Here is a 19534-nt window from a genome sequence, read left to right as displayed (position 1 = left end):
CCGCCCTGCGCATTCGGGGCTGCGTCCCAGACTCGCGATATATCGTGACCGAATGATGACGCAGCATGAGCTCGAGCGTGAGATCGCAGCGGAGATCGCCGAGGGCGAGCGAACTGATCGGCCGATCATGCGCCTGCTCCGCGGCATCCGCCGCCGCATCGAACGCAGGCCCGGTCTGCGCCGCGCCTATCGCACCGCCGTCGCCGTGCTCGGCGGTCTGATCACCACCGTCGGCCTGCTGCTCGTGCCGCTGCCGGGGCCGGGCTGGCTCGTCGTGTTCCTCGGCCTGGCCATCCTCGGCACCGAGTTCGTTTGGGCGAAGCGCGTCGCCGCGTTCGTCAAGCGCCAGCTCGCGCGCTTCTGGGCGTGGTGGCAGACGCGCCGACTCTCGAAGTCGACGGCCTGACCTCCCGGTCGGTCGCTACCGAGTGCCGCCCTGCACCCAGGCCTCGACCTCGTCGGCCGTGCGCGGGATGCCGGCGGAGAGGTTCTCGGCACCGTCCTCGGTGACGAGGATGTCGTCTTCGATGCGCACCCCGATGCCGCGGAACTCCACGGGAACGGTGAGGTCGTCGGGCTGGAAGTAGAGGCCCGGCTCGATCGTGAAGACCATGCCCGCCTCGAGCACGCCGTCCATGTACATCTCGCGTCGCGCCTGCGCGCAGTCGTGCACGTCGAGGCCGAGGTGGTGGCTCGTGCCGTGCACCATGTAGCGGCGGTGGAACTGGTTGTCGGGCTCGAGCGACTCTTCGGCGGAGACCGGCAGGAAGCCCCACTCCGCGGTCTTGCGCGCGATGACCTGCATCGCGGCAGCGTGCACCTCGCGGAAGACGATGCCGGGCTTCACGATCGCGAATGCGGCGTCGGCGGCCTCGCGCACGGCCTCGTAGATCGTGCGCTGCACCTCGGAGAACGTGCCGTTCACCGGGAACGTGCGGGTGATGTCGGCGGTGTAGTAGCTGTCCATCTCGACGCCGGCGTCGAGCAGCACGAGGTCGCCGGGCACGACGGGGCCGTCGTTGCGGGTCCAGTGCAGGATCGTGGCGTGCGGGCCGGCGGCGGCGATCGAGTCGTAGCCGACGTCGTTGCCGTCGAGCCGGGCGCGGGTCGCGAACACGCCCTCGATGACGCGTTCGCCGCGCACCTCGGCGGTGATGCGGGGCAGTTCGCCGATGACCTCGGTGAAGCCGCGCTGCGTCGCGTCGATCGCGGCGCGCAGCTCGGCGATCTCGAACGCATCCTTCACGAGACGCATTTCGGAGAGCACGCGGGCGAGCTCGGCGTCGGGCTCGTGCGAGCCGCCCACCTCGAGCGAGAACGGGGCGTCGGACGCGTTCGTCGACAAGGCCTGCTCGGCGGCGAAGCGGATGCGCGCGTGGTCGACGCGCTCGGTGACGGATGCATCGGCCTCGCGCAGCACGAGGGTCGCCGTGTCGACGGCGTCGACGACCCGGTCGAACTCCTCGAGCCCACGGGTTGCGAGGTCGAGGTCGGCGGCGACGTGCGCAAGCGACGGGCGCGGTCCGATCCAGAACTCGCCGATCGCGGCGTTCGCGTAGAACTCCTCGGAGTCGCGGCCGGCGCGCTCGCGGAAGTACACGGTCGCGGCGTGGCCGTCGGTCGTCGGCTCGAAGACGAGCACGGCGCCGGGTTCGGAGTCGGAGCCCCAACCGGTCAGGTGCGCGAACGCCGAGTGCGCGCGGAACGGGTAGTCGGTGTCGTTGGCGCGCTGCTTCATGTCGCCCGCGGGCACGATGAGGCGCTGGCCCGTGAACGCCGCGGAGACCTTCGCGCGGCGTGCGGCGGCGAATGACGCCTGCTCGCGCGCCGGTGGCAGCGTCTCGTCGCGCTGGGCCCAGCCGCTGCCGATGAAGTTCTTGAAGCCCTCTGAGCCGGGGGTCGTCGAACGGTTCGCGTTGCGGCCGCTCTCGTCGCTCGTGGCGGGAGCCGCCGTCTCGGTCGTGGAGGTGTCGCTCGTGTTGGCCATGCCCCCATTCTCGCACCGCCTGCTGTCAGCCCGCTGCGACGAGCGTCGAGACGATCGGCCGGTGGTCGCTGCCGGCGTCGTCGTACCCTTCGAGCACCTCGAACGCCGCGACCTCCCAGTTCGGGGTCGCCATCACGTGGTCGATCGGACTGCCGAGGAACGGCGCCACGTCGGTCGGCCAGGTGCCGAGGCCTGCGGCATCGGCGTGCGCCGCGGCATCCGCGCACCGCCCCATATCGCCACCCTCGATGCCGCGACCGGCGAAGTGATCGACCGTGGCGTTGAAGTCGCCGGCCATGATGACGTCGTCGCCGGCGCACTGCTCGGCGAGCCAGTCGAGGTCGCTGCGCCAGTTGCGCAGTTCCCAGCGGATGGGTGCGACGGCATGCACGGCGACGATGCGCGGCCCGACGCCGTCGGAGGGGTCGGCCACGACGCTCGGCACCGTGTTCGTGTTGCCGGGTGGGCCGGGCACCTCGGGCGTGATCACGTCGTAGTCGCCGAGGTCGGGGCTGATCAGGATGGTCGTCGATCGGGCCTTCGCCACGTCGTCGTAGGCGGCGGTGTGCACCCACATCGGGCTGCCGCCCTCGCGCATCGCGACCGCGACCTCTTCGCCGAGGGGCTCGGTGGTCTCGGGCAGCACGACGATGTCGGCGCCGCGCTCGATCGCGAGATCGGCGATGGTGGATGTCTCGGGGACCTCGCCGAGCGTGTTCCACGAGAGCACCGTGACGGTGTCGGGGCCCGTCTCGGCGGTCGACCCGCCGAAGCCGCGGGCGGTCAGCACGGCGACGTTGCCCGCGGCGAAGAGCGCGAACACGGCGGCCATCGCGAAGGCGAAGACGCGCACCGGCCGCGCGAGCGCGAGCAGCAGAAACGCGACGACGGCCACGGCCCCGCCTGCGGCCGCTGTGCCGCGCAGGGCGACGACGTGCGCGGCCACCCACTGGTTCTGCAGGCCGAACGCCTGCGGCCACACGAGCACGAGCGCGACGGCGGCGGTGCCGAGCGCGACGGCCCAGCCGAGGATGCGGGGGAGCATCCACCAACCCTAGGCGAGCCGGCCTGATGGGCGCCCCAGAGGCGTCCGAGAGCGGAGTCGTCGGAGAGCAGACCCGACGGATAACATTGCGGGATGCCACCAGCCACCGTCGCGGGCGAAGCCGACCTGCACACGCACTCGACGGTCTCCGACGGCACCGAGGCTCCCGTGGAGCTCATGCGACAGGCGGCACGCGCCGACCTCTGGGGCGTCGCCCTCACCGACCACGACACCACGAGCGGATGGGCCGAGGCCGCCGCGGCCGTGCCCGAGACAGGTGTCGCGCTCATCCCCGGCATGGAGCTCTCGACCCGCGAGGGGTACACGAGCGTGCACCTGCTCGGCTACCTCATCGACCCGTTCGACGAGGCGCTCGTCGCAGAGACCGCCCGCATCCGCGAATCGCGGCTCACCCGTGCCGAGGCCATCGTGCGGCGCATCGGCCGCGACTACGCCCTCACGTGGGACGACGTGCTCGAGCAGACCGTCGAAGGCACGACGATCGGGCGCCCGCACATCGCCGATGCGCTCGTCGCGCGCGGTCACGCCGCCACGCGCTCCGCGGCGTTCGACGGCATCCTGCACCCGCGCGCCGGCTACGCGCAGCCGCACTACGCTCCCGACCCGCTCATCGGTGTGCGACTCATCCGCGCGGCCGGCGGCGTGCCCGTGCTCGCGCATCCCGGCACGCGCGGCGCCGAGCAGGTCATCCCGCCTGCTCGACTCGAGCAGCTCGTCGAGGCCGGCCTGTTCGGGCTCGAGATCGACCACCCCGAGAACCAGGACGCCGCGAAGCCGCGCCTTCGCGAACTCGCAGCGCGATTCGGGCTGCGAGTCACCGGATCGAGCGACTACCACGGCACGGGCAAGCCGAACCGGCTGGGCGAGTGCCGCACCGCGCCCGACGTCGTCGAGGCGATCATCGCCGAGGGGCGCGGATCGGCGCCGGTGCTGCCGTAGCGGCCGAGGCTCCGCCTGACGGCCGCCACAATTTCGGGGATCGTCACAATTTCGGCCCCGATCGAGTGGAACGCTCCGATTCGGGGTCGAGCTCCGAAGTTGTGGCGTGGCGCGACGTGGCGGGGCTCGGGGCGAGCGTGCGCTGCAGGATCGACTTCAGCGTGACAAGTTCATCAGGGCTCACGGCGTGGAAGAGCTCCGCTGAGACGCGCTTGGTGTGCTGCTGCGCTTGCCGCAGGGCCGCGCCGCCGTCGCTCGTGAGGGCGAGGATCGTCACCCTGCGGTCGAGCATCGAGGGTGTTCGCGTGACGTAGCCGAGCCGCTCGAGGTCGTCGATCACACGCACCATGCCGGTCTTATCGGTGTTCAGCCGCGCAACGAGGTCGCGTTGGGTCTGCACGCCATCTCGGATTAGGAACATGACCGTGACATGCCGACTCGCCAGGTTCATCGGCCGCAATGCGTCGTTCAGCCGTTGCGTCGCCAGTGCATAGACCTGGTGGAGCAGCAGCCCCACCTCGATCGAGACCTGCCCGCCGTCATCGCTCATTGATCGATTCTCTCAAATTCGATCCAATTGCAATTGATCCATTTGGATCTATTGGCTAGGCTCCGATCATGTCCTCGATCAGTGAAACGGCCCGCGATGCGCGCCGGTGGCCGCTGCGGTTCCTGCGGATCGCGCTGACGGTGACCGCACTCCTCATGTTCGGGCAGGCGGTGCTCGCCGGCCTGTTCATGGGCGGGCAGTCGTCGGCCTTCGCATGGCATCGCGAGATGGCCACCGTGGCGGGCATCGCGGTGATGGTCAGCATCGTCGCCGCGATCCTCGCGCGCCGGCTCGGCCGGGCGCCGCGCTGGCCGATCTGGGCGACGACCGGATTGCTTGCGCTCATGTCGTTGCTGGCGTTCGCCGGGTTCCGTTCGCTGACCGCTCTGCACGTGCCGCTCGCGGTGATCACGATCCTCTTCGCTGCAGGCCTGGCCGCGTGGGCGTTGCGGTACCAGCCGGTCGCCCCTGCCGCCACGACCGACCGGCGCACGGCCGACGACCGTGCACGAACCGAATCGCCGGTGTCGGCACCGGCGTCGTGAGCCGTCCGACCGAAACGCACAGCGCCCGCCCGGCCGAAGCCGAGCGGGCGCTGAAACGTCGCTGCTGGGGTTAGACCTGCGGCGCGGCACCGCCGGTGCGCGGGCCGCGACGACGGCGGCGACGCGGGGGAGCGACGTTGCCGTCGTGGTGCTCGTGGCCCTTGCCGTCGTGCGTGCCCGTGCCGGGCTCTTTGACGGCGACGTCGGCGGTGGCGGCGTGAGCCGCAGCGGACTCGGTCGGCGCAGAACCGGACACCGGCCCGGCTCCGGCCGACGTCTGCTCGGAGACAGCACCCGCGGTCTCGCCGGCCGGCTTGCCGCCGCGCGTGCGGTTGCGGCTGCGGGTGCGGGGGGCGCGCTCAGCGGAGGCATCCACTCGCTCAGAACCGCCCTCTGAACGACCGCCTGAGCGGCCCTCACCGCGACCACCCGAACGACCGCCCTCGCTGCGACCGGCCGTGGCCGAGCGCGTCGGCGCCGCCACCGCGGACGACGGCTTGAGACGACCCTTGGTGCCGGCGGGGATGTCGAGGTCGCTGAAGAGGTGCGGGCTCGACGAGTACGTCTCGGTCGGCTCGGGCTGGCCGAACTCGAGGGCGCGGTTGATGAGCGCCCACTTGTGCAGGTCGTCCCAGTCGACGAACGTCACGGCGATGCCGGTCTTGCCGGCGCGGCCGGTGCGGCCCACGCGGTGCAGGTACGCCTTGTCGTCGTCGGGGATGGTGTGGTTGATGACATGCGTCACGTCGTCGACGTCGATGCCGCGAGCTGCGACATCCGTGGCGATGAGCACGTCCTTCTTGCCGGCCTTGAAAGCGGCCATGGCGCGCTCGCGCTGATCTTGGTTGAGGTCGCCGTGCACGGCAGCGGCGTTGAAGCCGCGGTCGTTGAGCTCCTCGACGAGCTTGGCCGCTGCACGCTTCGTGCGGGTGAAGATGACGGTCTTGCCGCGACCCTCGGCCTGGAGGATGCGCGAGATGACCTCGTCTTTGTCGAGCGAGTGCGCCCGGTAGACGAGGTGCTTGATGTTCGCCTGCGTGAGGCCCTCGTCGGGGTCGGTCGCGCGGATGTGGATCGGGCGCACCATGAAGCGGCGCGCGAGTGCCACGATCGGGCCCGGCATGGTGGCCGAGAACAGCATCGTGTGGCGGGTCGCCGGCGTCTGCGCCATGAGCTTCTCGATGTCGGCGAGGAAGCCGAGGTCGAGCATCTTGTCGGCCTCGTCGAGCACCATCTCCTGAACGTTCTTCAGCGAGAGCAGGCGCTGCGACGCGAGGTCGAGGAGGCGCCCCGGGGTGCCGACGACGATCTGCGCGCCGGCCTTGAGCTGCTCGATCTGGCCTTCGTACGCCTTGCCGCCGTAGATCGACACGATCTTGGTCGGGCGATTGGATGCCGCGAGCTCGAGGTCTTCGGTGACCTGCACGCAGAGTTCGCGGGTCGGCACGACGACGAGCGCCTTGACGCCGCCCTCGGGGTCGTCGCCGAGTCGCTGGATGATGGGCAGGCCGAACCCGAAGGTCTTGCCCGTGCCGGTCTTGGCCTGCCCGATGATGTCCTGGCCCGAGAGGGCGAGGGGGATGGTCTGCTCCTGGATGGGGAAGGCATCGATGATGCCCTTCCCGGCGAGGGCGTCGACGATGTCGGACGCGATGCCGAGGTCGGTGAAAGTGGTCAAAAGTCTGCCTGTTCGTGTTGCTCGAGGTGGCGGTCGGATGCGCGCCCCGTTCTCAACCCCAGGCGCACGGCTGCGGATCCATCGCCCGCATGCACCCTCTACCTTATCCGAGACTGCCTGAACGCCTCGGTAAGCTGTCTGCTGTGGTGATCTGGTCGAAGCGGCGCGGCGCGCGCCCCGAGCTGCCGCGGTTGCGGCCGCGGGTGGCGCCGACCGACCTCACGAAGGTCGACTTCACCGAGCTCGTGCCCGAGCCGGTGCCGTTCCTCGGGCAGGCCGCCTACATCCAGCTCGAGTTCTTCGAGTCCCTCGCTCGGGCCGTCGCGACCGCGCCGACCTTGTCGTCGAAGGCCGGGCTGAGCCGTGCGGCGGGCATCGCCCTGAAGCAGCACCATGCGCTCACCGCCGAGATCCGCAAGTTCGGCGTCGAGCCCGACGACGTGATGGCGCCCTTCGCGCCGGCGGCCGACCGTTTCCGTCAGGCGAGCGCCGGCGCCGACTGGTACGAGCTGCTGCTCGGCATCCACGTCACCTCGGGCATGCTCGACGACTACTTCTCGCGCCTCGCCGAGGGGCTGCCCGGCGACCTCGCCGCGCGCGTGCGCACCATCCTCGACGAAGAGGAGTGGGGCACAGTGCTGCACGACGAGCTCTTCGCCGCGATCGAGGCCGAGGCCGAACCAGGCCTCTCAGACCGGCTCGCCCTGTGGGGGCGCAGCCTCGTCGGCGACACGCTGCTCATCGCCAGGTCGGCGCTGCGCGCGTCAGACAGCCGCGACCGCGGCGCCGACGTCGAGCCGGTCTTCACCGAACTCATCGCGGCGCACACGCGGCGCATGGACGCGCTCGGGCTCACGGCCTGAGCGAACCGGCGTGCTGCGCGCGGGCCGTATGTGCGTCGGGCCGTCTGTGCGTCAGGCGCGCACGACACCCGGGCGTGAGAGCCGCTCGAACGCCGCGTCATCCGCTCGCTCACGTCGGGGTGAGATGAGGTACAGGACCAGTGCCGGCACGAGGGCCGAGGCGACGAGCGAGACGACCCAGATCCAGCCGCCGTCCCATGGCCAGCCGAGCCAGGTCAGCCCGACCCACACGACCGCGGCGACGGCGGTGCCGATCGCCGGGCCGACGGTCACCCCGCGAAGGTGACGGCGCGGCACGACGAACTGCGCTGCGAGGCCCAGGATGGCACCGCCGACGACGATGAAGATGAGTTCCATGTCAGGCGACGAACCCGATGCGACGTGCCTCTTCGGAACCGATCTCGACGTAGGCGAGGGCGGATGCGGGCACGACGTAGCGGGTGCCCTTGTCGTCGGTGAGGGTCAGCACGGCCGACTGGCCGGCGAGTGCTGCGGCGACCGCCTGCTCGACCTCTGCGGCTGACTGCGAAGTCTCGAACGAGAGCTCGCGGGGAGAGTTCTGAATGCCGATGCGAACGTCCACGGGGCGCCTTTCTACTGTTGAGGCAACACTATGACACCGGCTCACCGGGCCGCTGCAGGTTCACTGTCGGCGGAACCCGTTAACGTTGCGGGCATGCAGCCGACCGCGACATCCGACACCCGTGTGCCGAGCCTCGCGGTCGACGTGCACGCGGCCGTCTTCGGTGCTCCCGGCAGCGGCAAGACGACCCTCGCGATCGAGCTCGTCGCCGACCGGGTCGAACGGCTCGGCCTCGCCACCGACGAGGTGCTCGTGCTCTCGGCGACCCGGGTCGAGGCGACCGCACTGCGCGACCGACTCGCCGTGCGCCTCGGCGTCACGACCCGGGGGCCGCTCGCGCGCACGGCGAACTCGCTCGCGTTCCAGCTCGTGCGCGCGTACACGGGGGCGCCGGTGACGCTTCTGACCGGTGCCGAGCACGACCAGATCATCGGCGAGCTGCTCGAGGGCGGCATCCGCGACGGTTTCGGGCCGGTCTGGCCCGACCCGCTCACGCCAGAGGTGCGGGTGCTGCGCGGGTTCCGCTCAGAACTGCGCGACCTGCTCATGCGCGCCGTCGAGCACGGGGTCGACGCGCCGACGCTCGCCGCGCTCGGCGAACGCAGCGGCCGCGCCGAATGGGTCGCGGCGGCCGCGTTCCTCGCGGAGTACGACGAGGTGAAGGCGCAACTGCGCCCCGATCAATACGACTCGTCAGAGCTCGGCGCGTTCGCTGCGGCGATCGTGCGCAGCAGCACGGTGGATGTCGCGGCCGAGACCGCGCTCGGAACGCTCGCGCGTGTGCGGCTCATCGTCGTCGACGACGCGCAAGAGGCCACCGAGGCGACCGCGGCCCTGCTCGGGGCGTTCGCGGCGCGCGGGGTCGCGGTCGTCGCGCTCGGCGACCCCGATGTCGCGTCGAACGGGTTCCGCGGCGGGCGGGCGGAACTGCTCGGCTCGCTCGGGGCGGTGCTCGGCGCCGGTGGTGCCGTGGGTGCTGGCGCCGTGCAGCGCGTCGAGTTGCCCGTCGTGCACCGGGGCCGGCCCGAACTGCGCGCGATCGTGCAGTCGGTCAGCGCCCACATCGGCACCGCCCTCGGCGGCACGCACCGGTCTGCCGTGCGCGAGACGCCGGCCGGCGCCGAGGTCGAGCCGCTCGCCGCGGTGCTCGGCATCGAGGCGCCCTCGCACGCCGCCGAGTGCCAGGCCGTCGCAGCCGTGCTGCGCGAACGGCATCTGCTCGACGGCGTGCCGTGGTCGTCGATGGCGGTCGTGCTGCGCTCGGGCGGCGACGTGCCCGCCTTCGAGCGCGGGCTCGCGCTCGCCGACGTGCCGACCGCGGGCAACGCCGCACGCACCGCGCTGCGCGACGCCCCCGCCGCGGCGGCGCTGCTCGCTGCCGCATCGCTCGTGCTCGACCGCGAACCGCTCACACCAGAGCTCGCCGTCACGGTGCTCACGGGGCCGATCGGCCGGCTCGACAGCGTGGGGCTGCGCCGGCTTCGGCTCGCGCTGCGGCACGAAGAGCTCGCGAACGACGGCTCCCGCACGGCCGACGAACTGCTCGTCGAGGCGCTTGGGGCGCCCGGCGGGTTCGAGACGATCGACGCGGCGCCGGCGCGCCGGGCCGGGCGGCTCGCGAAGCTGATCGCGACGGCGCGCGGCGTCGCCCGGGGCGGCGGCACCGTCGAAGAGGTGCTCTGGTCGATCTGGGAGGGCAGCGGGCTCGCGACCGAGTGGGCGGCGCAGGCGGCCGGCACGGGAGTGCTGGCCGAAGAGGCCAACCGTGCCCTCGACGCAGCCGTCGCGCTCTTCGCGGCGGCGCAGCGCTTCGTCGAGCGCGAGCCCGAAGCGCCGCCCGTGCGTTTCGTCGACGAGGTGCTCGCGAGCGAGTTGCCCGAAGACTCGCTCGCGCCGCAGCGCTCGGCCGAGACGGTCGTCGTGACCACGCCGCCCGCCGTCATCGGCCGTGAGTTCGAGGTCGTCGTGATCGCGGGCCTGCAAGACGGCGTCTGGCCGAACCTCAGGCCGCGCGGCACCCTGCTGCACGCCGCGCTCCTGCCCCACGTCGTCGCCGCGGCTCGATCGGGCGCGCCGCTTCCGGCACCCGAGACGGTCGCCGAAGCGCGCGCCTCGGTGCGCGGCGACGAGCTGCGGCTGTTCGTGCTCGCCGCCTCCCGGGCGAGCCGGCAGCTCGTGCTCAGTTGCACCGCCAACGACGACGAGCAGCCGTCGATGCTCATGGGCTACGCGATCGAGCGGATCAAGACCGCACGCCGTCGCCCGCTGCACCTGCGCGGGCTCGTGGGCGCCCTGCGCGAGGAGGCGACGAGTCTCCGCGACGGCCTCGGTGTCGGCGGCCGAGTGGGCGGCCGCATCGGCGGCGAGGCTCCTGCGGCCCTCGCCCTGCTCGCCGAGCAAGGCGTGCCCGGAGCCCACCCCGACGAGTGGTACGGGCTCGCCGAGCTGTCGACCACCGCGCCCCTCGTCGATCTCGAGGGCGACCCCGAGACGCTCGTCTCGGTGTCGCCCTCGCAGATCGATCGGGCCGAGGAGTCGCCGCTCGGCTGGTTCATCGACCACGTCGCCTCGCCGCCGTCGGGGCTCGCCGCCTCGATCGGCACGATCGTGCACGCCGTCGTCGAAGAGGCCGGAGCCCGCGACGACGGCGACACGAGCATCGAGACGCTGTGGGCTGCCGTCGAAGCGCGCTGGCGCGAGCTGCGGTTCGAAGCGGGCTGGGTGGCCGAGCGCGAGCGTCGGGGCGCGCGACGCATGACCGAAGGGGCATCCGACTACCTCGCGAACTTCGTCGACGACGGCAAGGTGCTGCTCGGCGCAGAGGGTCGCTTCACGCTCATCGTCGACCGGGTTCGCATCTCGGGCACGATCGACCGCGTCGAGGCCTCGGCCGACGGCACCACGGTCATCGTCGATCTGAAGACCGGGCGCACCCCGCCGACAGCGGCCGAGACCGCCGTGCACCCGCAGCTCGCGGCATACCAGCTCGCAGCGCGGGCGGGCGAGGTGCCGAGCGGCGGCACGCTCGGCGGCGCGAAGCTCGTCTACCTCGCCAAGCCCACTCGCGGCAACGCCTACACCGAGAAGGCGCAGCAACCGTTCGACGACGAGGCCGAGGCGGAGTTCCGCGAGCGACTCGACGCCGTCGCGCGCACCATGTCGGGCAGCGAGTTCGACGGCCCGGCCGAGCTCGGCTACCGTTCGAGATTCGGCGGCTGGCAATACCGGGTGCACCTCGTGCCGGCGGTATCGGCGTGAGTGCGGATGAGGTCGTGAGCGCGGGTACGGGTGAGAGGGCGGTGACGAGCATGAGCGCAGGCACGGGCATGAGCGCAGACACGGGCATCGCCGCCGCGGAGATCGCCGCCCGGCTCGGCCTGCATGCCCCGACCGCCGAGCAGCGGGCCGTGATCGAGGCCGACCCGGGCGGCCAGAGCATCGTTGTCGCCGGCGCGGGCAGCGGCAAGACCGAGACGATGGCGAACCGCGTGGTCTGGCTGCTCGCGAACGGGCATGTGGCGGTGCCCGAGGTGCTCGGGCTCACCTTCACCCGCAAGGCCGCGGGCGAACTCGCCGAGCGCATCCGCGAGCGCATCGCGCAGCTCGTGTCGCTCGGCATCGCCGACGTCTCGCTCGACCCGCTCGAGTCGGCGTCGGTCGGCACGTACAACGCCTTCGCGAGTGCGATCTACCGTGAGCACGCGATGCTCATCGGGCGTGAGCCCGACGCGGCGGTGCTCGGCGAGGCATCCGCTTGGCAGCTCGCCCGCTCGGTCGTCGCCGCCTCGGCCGATCCGCGGCTCGTCGAGCTCGACGCCTCGCTCGACAAGGTGACCGGTGCGGTGCTCTCGCTCAGCCGCGCGCTCGCCGAGAACGTTGCCGACAGCCGCGATGTGCGTGCGATGACCCGCGATTTCCTCGCCATGGAGGGGTTGCCCATCGAGGCGCCGCGCAAGCGCACCGACTTCGATTCGTTCGTCGCTGCGCTCGGAGTCGTCGGCGCGCTGCCGCCCCTGCTCGAACTCGCCGACGCGTACGCCGCGGCGAAACAGCAGCAGGGCTTCGTCGAGTTCTCAGACCAGGTCGCCCTCGCCCTCGCGATCTGCGAGCGGCACCCCGAGGTCGTCGCCGGGCACCGCGAGCGCTACCGCACCGTGCTGCTCGACGAATACCAAGACACGAGCGTCGTGCAGACACGGTTGCTCTCGACGCTGTTCGGCGAGCAGTCGGTCATGGCGGTCGGCGACCCAGACCAGTCGATCTACGGATGGCGCGGCGCGAGTGCCGCCAATCTCGCACGTTTCAGCCGCGACTTCGCACAGGGCGATGACGGCGACGATCGCGGTGCCGCCGTCTACGACCTCTCCACCAGCTGGCGCAACCCGAAGATCGTGCTCGAGGCGGCGAACACGTTGATCCTTCCGCTCGATGCCGGCATTCCGAAGGCGCCGCTCGGGGCATCCCCGTTCGCGCAGCCGGGCCGCCTCGAAGCCGGGTGGGCCGAGACGATCGAGCAGGAGGCCGAGCTCGTGGCCTCCTGGTTCGCCGAGCGCCTCGGCCGCGCGGGGCGGGACGCGGCGGCCGAATCGGGCGCCCGAAGCGGCGCGCTGCTCTGCCGCACCTTCGCGAACGTCGGCATCTTCACCGCGGCGCTCCGCGCTCGAGGTGTTCCGGTGCACGTGCTCGGAATGGCGGGCCTGCTCGACCAACCGGTGATCGCCGACCTCGTGTGCGTGCTGCGGGTGCTGAACGACCCCACGGCGGGGTCGGAGCTCGTGCGCGTGCTCGGGGGCGCCCGCTGGCGCATCGGCCCGGCCGACCTCGCCGCACTGCACTCGCTCGCGAAGTGGCTCGCCGATCGCGACGTGTCGACGCGGCGTCTCGGCGACGAGGTGCGAGCGGGGCTTCGCGCGTCGATCGCCCCCGACGAGTCGCCCTCGATCGTCGACGCCCTCGACTTCCTGCTCGTCGCCCCCGACTCGCACTCGGCGCTCGCCGCGTTCAGCGAGGTCGGCCTCGTCCGCATGCGGCGTGCCGGGGCGCAGTTGCAGTCGCTCCGCCGTCGGGCCGGGCTCGGTCTCATCGACTTCGTCAGCCTGGTGCAGCAAGAGCTGCTGCTCGACATCGAGGTCGCCGCGAACTCTGCGCAGCCGCTCGGGGCGCCGAGCCTCGAAGCGTTCGACGAACTGCTCGCGGGCTTCGCCGAGGTCTCCGAGCACGCCACCCTCGGTGCGTTCCTCGGCTGGCTCACCGAGGCCGAGCAGCGCGACCGGCTCGCCCCGCGTCAAGACGAGCCCGAGCCCGGTGCCGTGCAGGTGCTCTCGATCCACGGCTCGAAGGGTCTCGAGTGGGACGTCGTGGCCATCCCGCGCATGGTCGACGACGAGTTGCCGTCGAAGCCGCGTTCGTCGAAGGGCTGGCTCTCGTTCGGCGAGCTGCCCAACGAGTTCAAGGGCGATGCCGACGAGCTGCCCGAGCTGCAGTGGCGCGGCGTGGCGAGCCAGGCCGACTTCGACCGTGCGGTCGGCGACTTCGCCGACGAGAACAAGCAGCGCCATGCCGAGGAAGAGCGGCGCCTCGCCTACGTGGCGCTCACCCGCACTCGCAGCGACCTGCTGCTCACCGGGTCGTGGTGGGCGAGCCAGAAGGCGCCGCGCAAGCCGAGCCCGTTCCTTCGAGAGCTCGTGACGGCCGGGGTGATCGAACCCGGTGTGCTGCCCGGGGCGCCCGATTCCGACGAGAACCCGCGAGCCGGATCGACCGAGCGGGTGCGCTGGCCGCTCGACCCGCTCGGCATTCGCCGGCAGGCCGTCGTCGCAGCGGCCGAGGCCGTACGTGCCGCGGCCGCGCGACCGAGCGGCGAGGGCATCGGCCCGGTGCTCGCCGACCGCATTCGCCTGCTGCTCGAGGAGCGCCGCCGACGCGCCGAAGGGCCGGCCGCGGCAGAGGTGCCCGTGCGCGTGCCCGCGTCGCGGTTCAAGGACTACGTCGACGACCCCGCTGCGGTCGCCGCGCAGCTGAGCCGGCCGATGCCGCAGCGGCCGTACCGGGCGACCCGCATCGGCACGCTCTTCCACCAGTGGGTCGAGCAGCGCTCGACCGGCGAGGTCGAAGCCGGCGCCATCGACGCGCTCGACGGTCTGGAGGTGTACGCCGAGCTCGACATCCCGCGCGACGAGCGCATCGCCGACCCCACCGCCGAACGCCTGCGGCAGCTGCAGACCACCTTCGAGGCGTCGGAGTGGGGCGGTCGCAAGCCCTCGGCCGTCGAGATCGAGCTGCACCTGCCGATCGGCGACAACGTCTTCGTCTGCAAACTCGATGCGGTGTACGACGTCGAACCGTCGAGCGAACTCGGGCGCCGCGGCATCCGTCACCAGGTCGTCGACTGGAAGACGGGCAAGGCGCCGCGTGACGCGCACGACCTCGAGCTGAAGCAGACGCAGCTCGCGCTCTACCGGCTCGCGTACGCGAACTGGGCGGGCGTCGATCCCGAGGCGATCGACGCCGTGTTTTACTTCGTCGAAGACGATCGGGTGATCAGGCCCGACGCGATCTACGACGAAGCGGCGTTGCGCCGGGCCTGGGCGTCGGTCGCGGCGTCCGCGTCGGCGCCCGCGGAGGCGCTGCGCTGACCGCCGGCGGCCGTGCCGACCCCGGCCCCGGGCTCGTCGGCCCCGGGCTCGTCGGCCCCGGCCTCGCCGGCCCCGGCCTCGTCGGCCCCGGCCCCGTCATCGCCCGTGGGCGACGCGTCCCCCCAGTCCGACAGATCGAGCGGAATCGGCGCCGTCGCGGCGAAGGGCACGGCGTCGCGCTCGCCGGCCTCGCGTCGCTCGAGCTCTGAGTAGTCGTAGCTGTCGGTGAGCAGGCTCGCCGCGCCCTCGCGGGGGCCGCCCTCGCGGGTCAACGCCTCACGCGGCGTCTCGTCGAGCATCTTCTCGACGTCGCCGACGGTGAGAATCGGCCCGGTCTCTGGCGAGAGCGGCTCGCTCGACCGGTCGTGCACGCTCTCGACGAGACCGTCGAGCAATCCGACGGCGTCGGCGATGATCGCCTCGTCGCGCGCCTCGACGCCGTGCAGCAGCCACTTCGCGAGTTCGAGCTCGCCGTAGAGCAGCGCGCGCTGCGGCAGATGCGCGTCGGCACCGCCCTCGCGCGCACCGACGTACGCGTCGAGCGCGCGCTCGGCGGCGGCGCCCCGCGAGGTCAGCAGCCAGTGCAGGTCTAGAGCGGGGTCGCCCTGCGCGAGCGCCGACCAGCCGATGACGCCCGTGACGGCGTCGCCGTCGACGAGCAGTGAGTCGGCGGCCAGCGCGCCGTTGACGACCGTCGGCCGGAACCGCCAGAGTGCGGCGTCGTCGGTCGCCTCCTCCCAGCGTCGAAGCAGCGCGGCGGGCAGATGCCCGGTGTCTGCGGTGCGGCCGATGAGTTCGACGACGGCGTCGTGCGACTCGTCGGCGGTCTGGCGCGGCAGACCGGCGTCGGCGATGAAGCCCGTCGGCAGTGCGTGCACCGCGGCGAGGGCGAGACCGACCGAGGTCGCGATGCCGTCGTGTGCAGTGAGTTCGTCGGCGGTCTGCACCGCACCCGGCACGAAGGTCGTGACGACGGCGCGGGTGCCGTCGACGGGAGCCTGACCGACCGGCTCGGGAACGCCGAACGGCAGACGCGAGCGAATACCGGGGGTGAGCGCGCGAAGCGCGACGAGGTCGGCCGACTGCTCGGATTCCGCGGCCTGCGAGCGCGGCACCCGCAGCACGAGCAGACGATCGTCGCTCGCCCGCAGCAGCACCGCGTCGAATGCGCCGTGGCTCTTCCGGCTGTGCACGCGCACGGCTCGCACCTCGAGTCCGGGCACCGCCGCCGTGGCCAACGCGGCTAGAGTGAGAGGAGGTCTGGCCATGCCACCCAGCCTAAGCAGGCAACTCGCGGCTCGGGGCGACCGCCACGCGTTCCGGCCGACTCCGACGTCGGAGCCCGGCGTCGGACCGGTGTCGGCCAGGCGTCCGACCCGGCATTCGACCAAGGCATCCGACCCCGGCATCGAGAGGTGGCACGTGACCGATCCGACACCGCCGGCTTTCGCACGTCAGGCGATCGATCGGGATGCCGCGGCGCGCACCGATCCCGGCCTCGAGGCCTCGCTCGACGCCGACCCGACGACCCGGGTCATCGCGGTGCACCGCGGCCGCGCACTGCTCGCCGAGCGGGTCGACGGCTCAGCGCCGGCGCTGCAACTGCTGCGGCCGGCACCGGGCACGGTGCAGTCGCAGTCGCAGTCGCAGTCGCCGCTGCCGCCGCCTCTGCTGCGCTGCTACCTCGGTCGCGAGGGCGGCTCACGGTTCGAGGTGCGGGTCTTCGACGCGGATGCCGCGGCGCTCATCGAACCCGAAGAGGCCAGGTGGCAGGGGCTGCGCGAGGCCGCGGCAGTGCTCGGCGACCGCGATGCGAGCCTGCTCGTCGAGGCGGTCGCGCTCGCCAACTGGCACGAGCGAAACGGGCACTGCCCGCGGTGCGGCGCCGAGTCCGTCGTCGTGCAGGCCGGGTGGGCTCGGCGCTGCACGGCCGACGACAGCCTGCATTTTCCGCGCACCGACCCGGCGGTCATCGTGCTCGTCACCGACGACGACGATCGCGTGCTGCTCGGTTCGAACGCACTGTGGGCGCAGCATCGCTACTCGCTTCTGGCCGGATTCGTGGAGCCCGGCGAGACCCTCGAGGCCGCCGTCGTGCGCGAGATAGCCGAGGAGGCGGGCATCGCCGTCGATCGGGTCGAGTACGTCGCGTCGCAGCCGTGGCCGTTCCCCGCGAGCCTCATGCTCGGCTTCACGGCCCGCATCGCGCCGGGCGTGGTCGCCGCCACGGCCGTGCCCGACGGTGAAGAGATCCTCGAACTGCGCTGGTTCTCTCGCGACGAGCTCGTCGCCGCGCACGGCGAGGTCGGCCTGCCGGGCGGCACCTCGATCGCGCGCTGGCTGCTCGAGCGCTGGTTCGGCGGCCCTCTCGACCCCGATGAGACGGGGCTCGCATGGTCGACATCGTGACCGAGGCATCCGACCCGCTGCTCGACGCGCTCGACGACGAACAGCGCGTCGCGGCCGAGGCGCTGCTCGGCCCGGTGTGCGTGCTCGCGGGTGCCGGCACCGGCAAGACCCGGGCGATCACGCACCGCATCGCCTACGGGGTCGCGTCGGGCACCTACGACCCGGCCCGGGTGATGGCGCTCACCTTCACCTCGCGTGCCGCGGCCGAACTGCGGGCGCGGCTGCGGGCGCTCGGCGCGGGCGCGGTGCAGGCGCGCACCTTCCACGCCGCGGCACTCGCGCAGCTCAACCACTTCTGGCCGATCGTCGTCGGCGGCAGCGCCCCGCGCGTGCTCGAATTCAAGGGCCGGTTGCTCGGGCAGGCCGCCGAGCGCGCCCGAGTTCGGGTCGACACGGCGACGCTGCGCGACGTCGCGGCCGAGATCGAGTGGCGCAAGGTCTCCGGTGCCGGACCCGAGACGTATGCGACGCGGCTCGCGACGCGCGGGGCCCCCGGCGAACTGACGCCCGAGCAGTTCCTCGCCGTCGTCGACGCCTACGAGTCGCTGAAAGACGAGCGGCGCATGCTCGACTTCGAGGACGTGCTGCTCGCGACCGCGGGAATGATCGAGTCCGAGGCATCCGTCGCCATGCATGTGCGCGAGAGTTATCGCCACTTCATCGTCGACGAATACCAAGACGTCTCGCCCGCGCAGCAGCAGCTGCTCGAGCTCTGGCTCGGCGGGCGGCGCGACCTGTGCGTCGTCGGTGATGCGAGCCAGACGATCTACTCGTTCGCGGGCGCGAGCGCCGACTACCTGCTCGACTTCGAGCGCCGGTTCGAGGGCGCCACGATCGTGCGGCTCGAGCGCAACTACCGCTCGAGCCCCGAGATCGTCGACACCGCCAACCGGCTGATGCGCGGCCGGGCGGGCGCGTTGCGGCTCGAGGCGGTCGCGATCGACGGCGAAGCGGATGCCTCGGCGCCCGCGTCGCCCCCCGCGGCGATGTCGGAGTCGGGGCTCGAGCCCAGCCGCGCGACCTCGGCGCGTGCTGCTCGCGGCGACCGCGCTGCGGGCACCGATCGTGCCGCACGCACCGATCGTGCCGCACGCACCGAGCCGACGATCACCGAGTACGCCGACGACCTCGCCGAGGCGCGGGGCGTCGCAACCCGCATCCGCGCGTCGATCGACGCCGGCGCGCCACCCGAGTCGATCGCGGTGCTCATGCGCGTGAACTCGCAGTCCGCCATTCTCGAGCGCGCGCTCGACGAGGTCGGCGTGGGGTCGCGGGTGCGCGGCGCCTCGCGTTTCTTCGATCAACCCGAGGTGCGCGAGGCGGTGCACGCGCTGCGCGCCGCCGCCCTCACGATCGCGGGCGAGCCGCTCTTCAAGTCGGTCAGCGACGTGCTGCGCGCCCTCGGCTGGAGCGCGCAGGCGCCCGACGGTCCCGGCGCCGTGCGCGCCCGCTGGGAGTCGCTGAACGCCATCGCGAGGCTCGTCGACGACGCGCCGCCCGGCACGACGTTCCGCACCTTCGCCGACGAACTGCGCGCTCGCGCCGAGGCGCAGCACGAGCCCCCGGTCGCGGCGGTGACGCTCGCGACGCTGCACTCGGCCAAGGGCCTCGAGTGGGATCAGGTCTTCATCGTCGGACTCACCGAGGGTATGCTGCCGATCGCCTACGCGAAGGGGTTCGATGCGATCGACGAAGAGCGGCGACTGCTCTACGTCGGCATCACGCGGGCACGGCGTCGTCTCGAACTGAGCTGGCCGCGTCAGGGCGGCGGCTACCGAGGCGCGCGGGAGCCCTCGCGGTTTCTGCAGGAGCTCGACACCCGCACTCGGGGTGCCGCCGGTGCGGCGTCGACAGCGCGGACTCGCCAGGCCGGCCGAGCCTGATCGACGCGGCCCGCAACGGGTTGTGCGCGAGCCCGAGCCGATCGTCGACGAGTGACGTCGCGAGCGACACGGCGTCGTGCACCGATCGCGGCGTGCAGCTCGCCGCCGCACGCCCGCTTGCCAGTTGGGCGGCGACCACGGGCCACGCGGGGTCGCCGTCGCGGCGGGTCAGCTCGAGGCAGCGCAGGCACGGGCCGTCGCCCGGCTCGACGAGCGGGCCGATGCGGGTGCCCTCGTCGTCGAACACGATCGCGAGGTGCGGCACGTCGGCCCGCAACCACGGCAGGTGGCGGGCCGGCGAGACGACCCAGCGCGCCGCGATGACGGCGAGCGAGATCTCGTCGGGCTCGGCGTCGGCGGCGAGCACCGTCGCGTAGCCGAGCGCCGAGAGATGGT

15 protein-coding genes are annotated in these 19534 nt (G+C 72.3%); 8 read left to right on the top strand and 7 right to left on the bottom strand.

Going from position 1 to position 19534, the window contains the following annotated elements; all coding sequences use genetic code 11:
• Positions 1–52: 52 nt before the first annotated feature.
• Positions 53–406: a TIGR02611 family protein gene (locus ACWGST_RS07205; RefSeq protein ID WP_452045980.1), complete on the top strand. Its 354-nt coding sequence runs from the start codon at positions 53–55 to the stop codon at positions 404–406.
• A 15-nt stretch (positions 407–421) separates the two neighbouring features.
• On the opposite strand, the gene ACWGST_RS07200 is transcribed toward ACWGST_RS07205, so the two are convergent.
• Together ACWGST_RS07200 and ACWGST_RS07195 are read right to left on the bottom strand one after the other, a co-directional pair.
• Positions 422–1987 (bottom strand): aminopeptidase P family protein, encoded by a 1566-nt coding sequence (locus ACWGST_RS07200; protein WP_452045979.1) that lies wholly within the window; start codon positions 1985–1987, stop codon positions 422–424.
• 25 nt (positions 1988–2012) lie between these two features.
• The gene (locus tag ACWGST_RS07195) at positions 2013–3032 is read right to left on the bottom strand and encodes an endonuclease/exonuclease/phosphatase family protein (protein WP_452045978.1); all 1020 of its coding nucleotides are present in this window, start codon (positions 3030–3032) and stop codon (positions 2013–2015) included.
• Positions 3033–3125: 93 nt separating this feature from the next.
• On the opposite strand from ACWGST_RS07195, the gene ACWGST_RS07190 reads away from it, so the two are divergent.
• Entirely contained in the window at positions 3126–3992 is an 867-nt protein-coding gene (locus ACWGST_RS07190; protein ID WP_452045977.1) for a PHP domain-containing protein, read from the top strand.
• Positions 3993–4035: 43 nt separating this feature from the next.
• Here the strand turns inward: ACWGST_RS07190 and ACWGST_RS07185 are convergent, their stop codons facing one another.
• Positions 4036–4542 (bottom strand): MarR family winged helix-turn-helix transcriptional regulator, encoded by a 507-nt coding sequence (locus ACWGST_RS07185; protein ID WP_452045976.1) that lies wholly within the window; start codon positions 4540–4542, stop codon positions 4036–4038.
• Positions 4543–4610: 68 nt separating this feature from the next.
• On the opposite strand from ACWGST_RS07185, the gene ACWGST_RS07180 reads away from it, so the two are divergent.
• Positions 4611–5087, top strand: a complete 477-nt coding sequence (locus ACWGST_RS07180) for a hypothetical protein (RefSeq protein ID WP_452045975.1) — start codon at positions 4611–4613, stop codon at positions 5085–5087.
• Between the two features lie 70 nt (positions 5088–5157).
• Here the strand turns inward: ACWGST_RS07180 and ACWGST_RS07175 are convergent, their stop codons facing one another.
• A complete protein-coding gene (locus ACWGST_RS07175) occupies positions 5158–6765 on the bottom strand; it encodes a DEAD/DEAH box helicase (RefSeq protein ID WP_452045974.1) in 1608 nt (535 codons plus the stop codon).
• A 143-nt stretch (positions 6766–6908) separates the two neighbouring features.
• On the opposite strand from ACWGST_RS07175, the gene ACWGST_RS07170 reads away from it, so the two are divergent.
• Positions 6909–7628: a ferritin-like fold-containing protein gene (locus ACWGST_RS07170; RefSeq protein ID WP_452045973.1), complete on the top strand. Its 720-nt coding sequence runs from the start codon at positions 6909–6911 to the stop codon at positions 7626–7628.
• Positions 7629–7679: 51 nt separating this feature from the next.
• Here the strand turns inward: ACWGST_RS07170 and ACWGST_RS07165 are convergent, their stop codons facing one another.
• Together ACWGST_RS07165 and ACWGST_RS07160 are read right to left on the bottom strand one after the other, a co-directional pair.
• Positions 7680–7985, bottom strand: coding sequence for a hypothetical protein (locus ACWGST_RS07165; RefSeq protein WP_452045972.1), 306 nt, complete (start codon positions 7983–7985; stop codon positions 7680–7682).
• A gap of 1 nt (position 7986) precedes the next feature.
• Positions 7987–8211 (bottom strand): DUF3107 domain-containing protein, encoded by a 225-nt coding sequence (locus ACWGST_RS07160; RefSeq protein WP_452045971.1) that lies wholly within the window; start codon positions 8209–8211, stop codon positions 7987–7989.
• A 93-nt stretch (positions 8212–8304) separates the two neighbouring features.
• Here ACWGST_RS07160 and ACWGST_RS07155 point away from each other — a divergent pair, with 93 nt between their 5' ends.
• Both ACWGST_RS07155 and ACWGST_RS07150 read left to right on the top strand, forming a co-directional pair.
• Entirely contained in the window at positions 8305–11469 is a 3165-nt protein-coding gene (locus ACWGST_RS07155; RefSeq protein WP_452045970.1) for a PD-(D/E)XK nuclease family protein, read from the top strand.
• Positions 11470–11537: 68 nt separating this feature from the next.
• A complete protein-coding gene (locus ACWGST_RS07150) occupies positions 11538–14846 on the top strand; it encodes a UvrD-helicase domain-containing protein (RefSeq protein WP_452045969.1) in 3309 nt (1102 codons plus the stop codon).
• Here the strand turns inward: ACWGST_RS07150 and ACWGST_RS07145 are convergent.
• Positions 14768–16114, bottom strand: a complete 1347-nt coding sequence (locus tag ACWGST_RS07145; RefSeq protein WP_452045968.1) for a phosphotransferase — start codon at positions 16112–16114, stop codon at positions 14768–14770. The genes ACWGST_RS07150 and ACWGST_RS07145 overlap by 79 nt on opposite strands.
• Positions 16115–16268: 154 nt before the next feature.
• Here ACWGST_RS07145 and nudC point away from each other — a divergent pair, with 154 nt between their 5' ends.
• On the top strand, positions 16269–17255 hold the full coding sequence (gene nudC, locus ACWGST_RS07140) for an NAD(+) diphosphatase (protein ID WP_452045967.1): 987 nt from the start codon (positions 16269–16271) through the stop codon (positions 17253–17255).
• Positions 17240–19138 carry an ATP-dependent helicase gene (locus ACWGST_RS07135; RefSeq protein WP_452045966.1) on the top strand — a complete coding sequence of 633 codons (1899 nt, stop codon included), beginning with the start codon at positions 17240–17242 and terminating at the stop codon, positions 19136–19138. Before nudC ends, ACWGST_RS07135 begins: the two co-directional genes overlap by 16 nt.
• Positions 19139–19534 lie beyond the last annotated feature (396 nt).

This window comes from Agromyces sp. NPDC055520 (assembly GCF_053619715.1).
The sequence above is the reverse complement of the archived record's forward strand: the minus strand, read 5'-3'. Positions and strand labels throughout refer to the sequence as shown.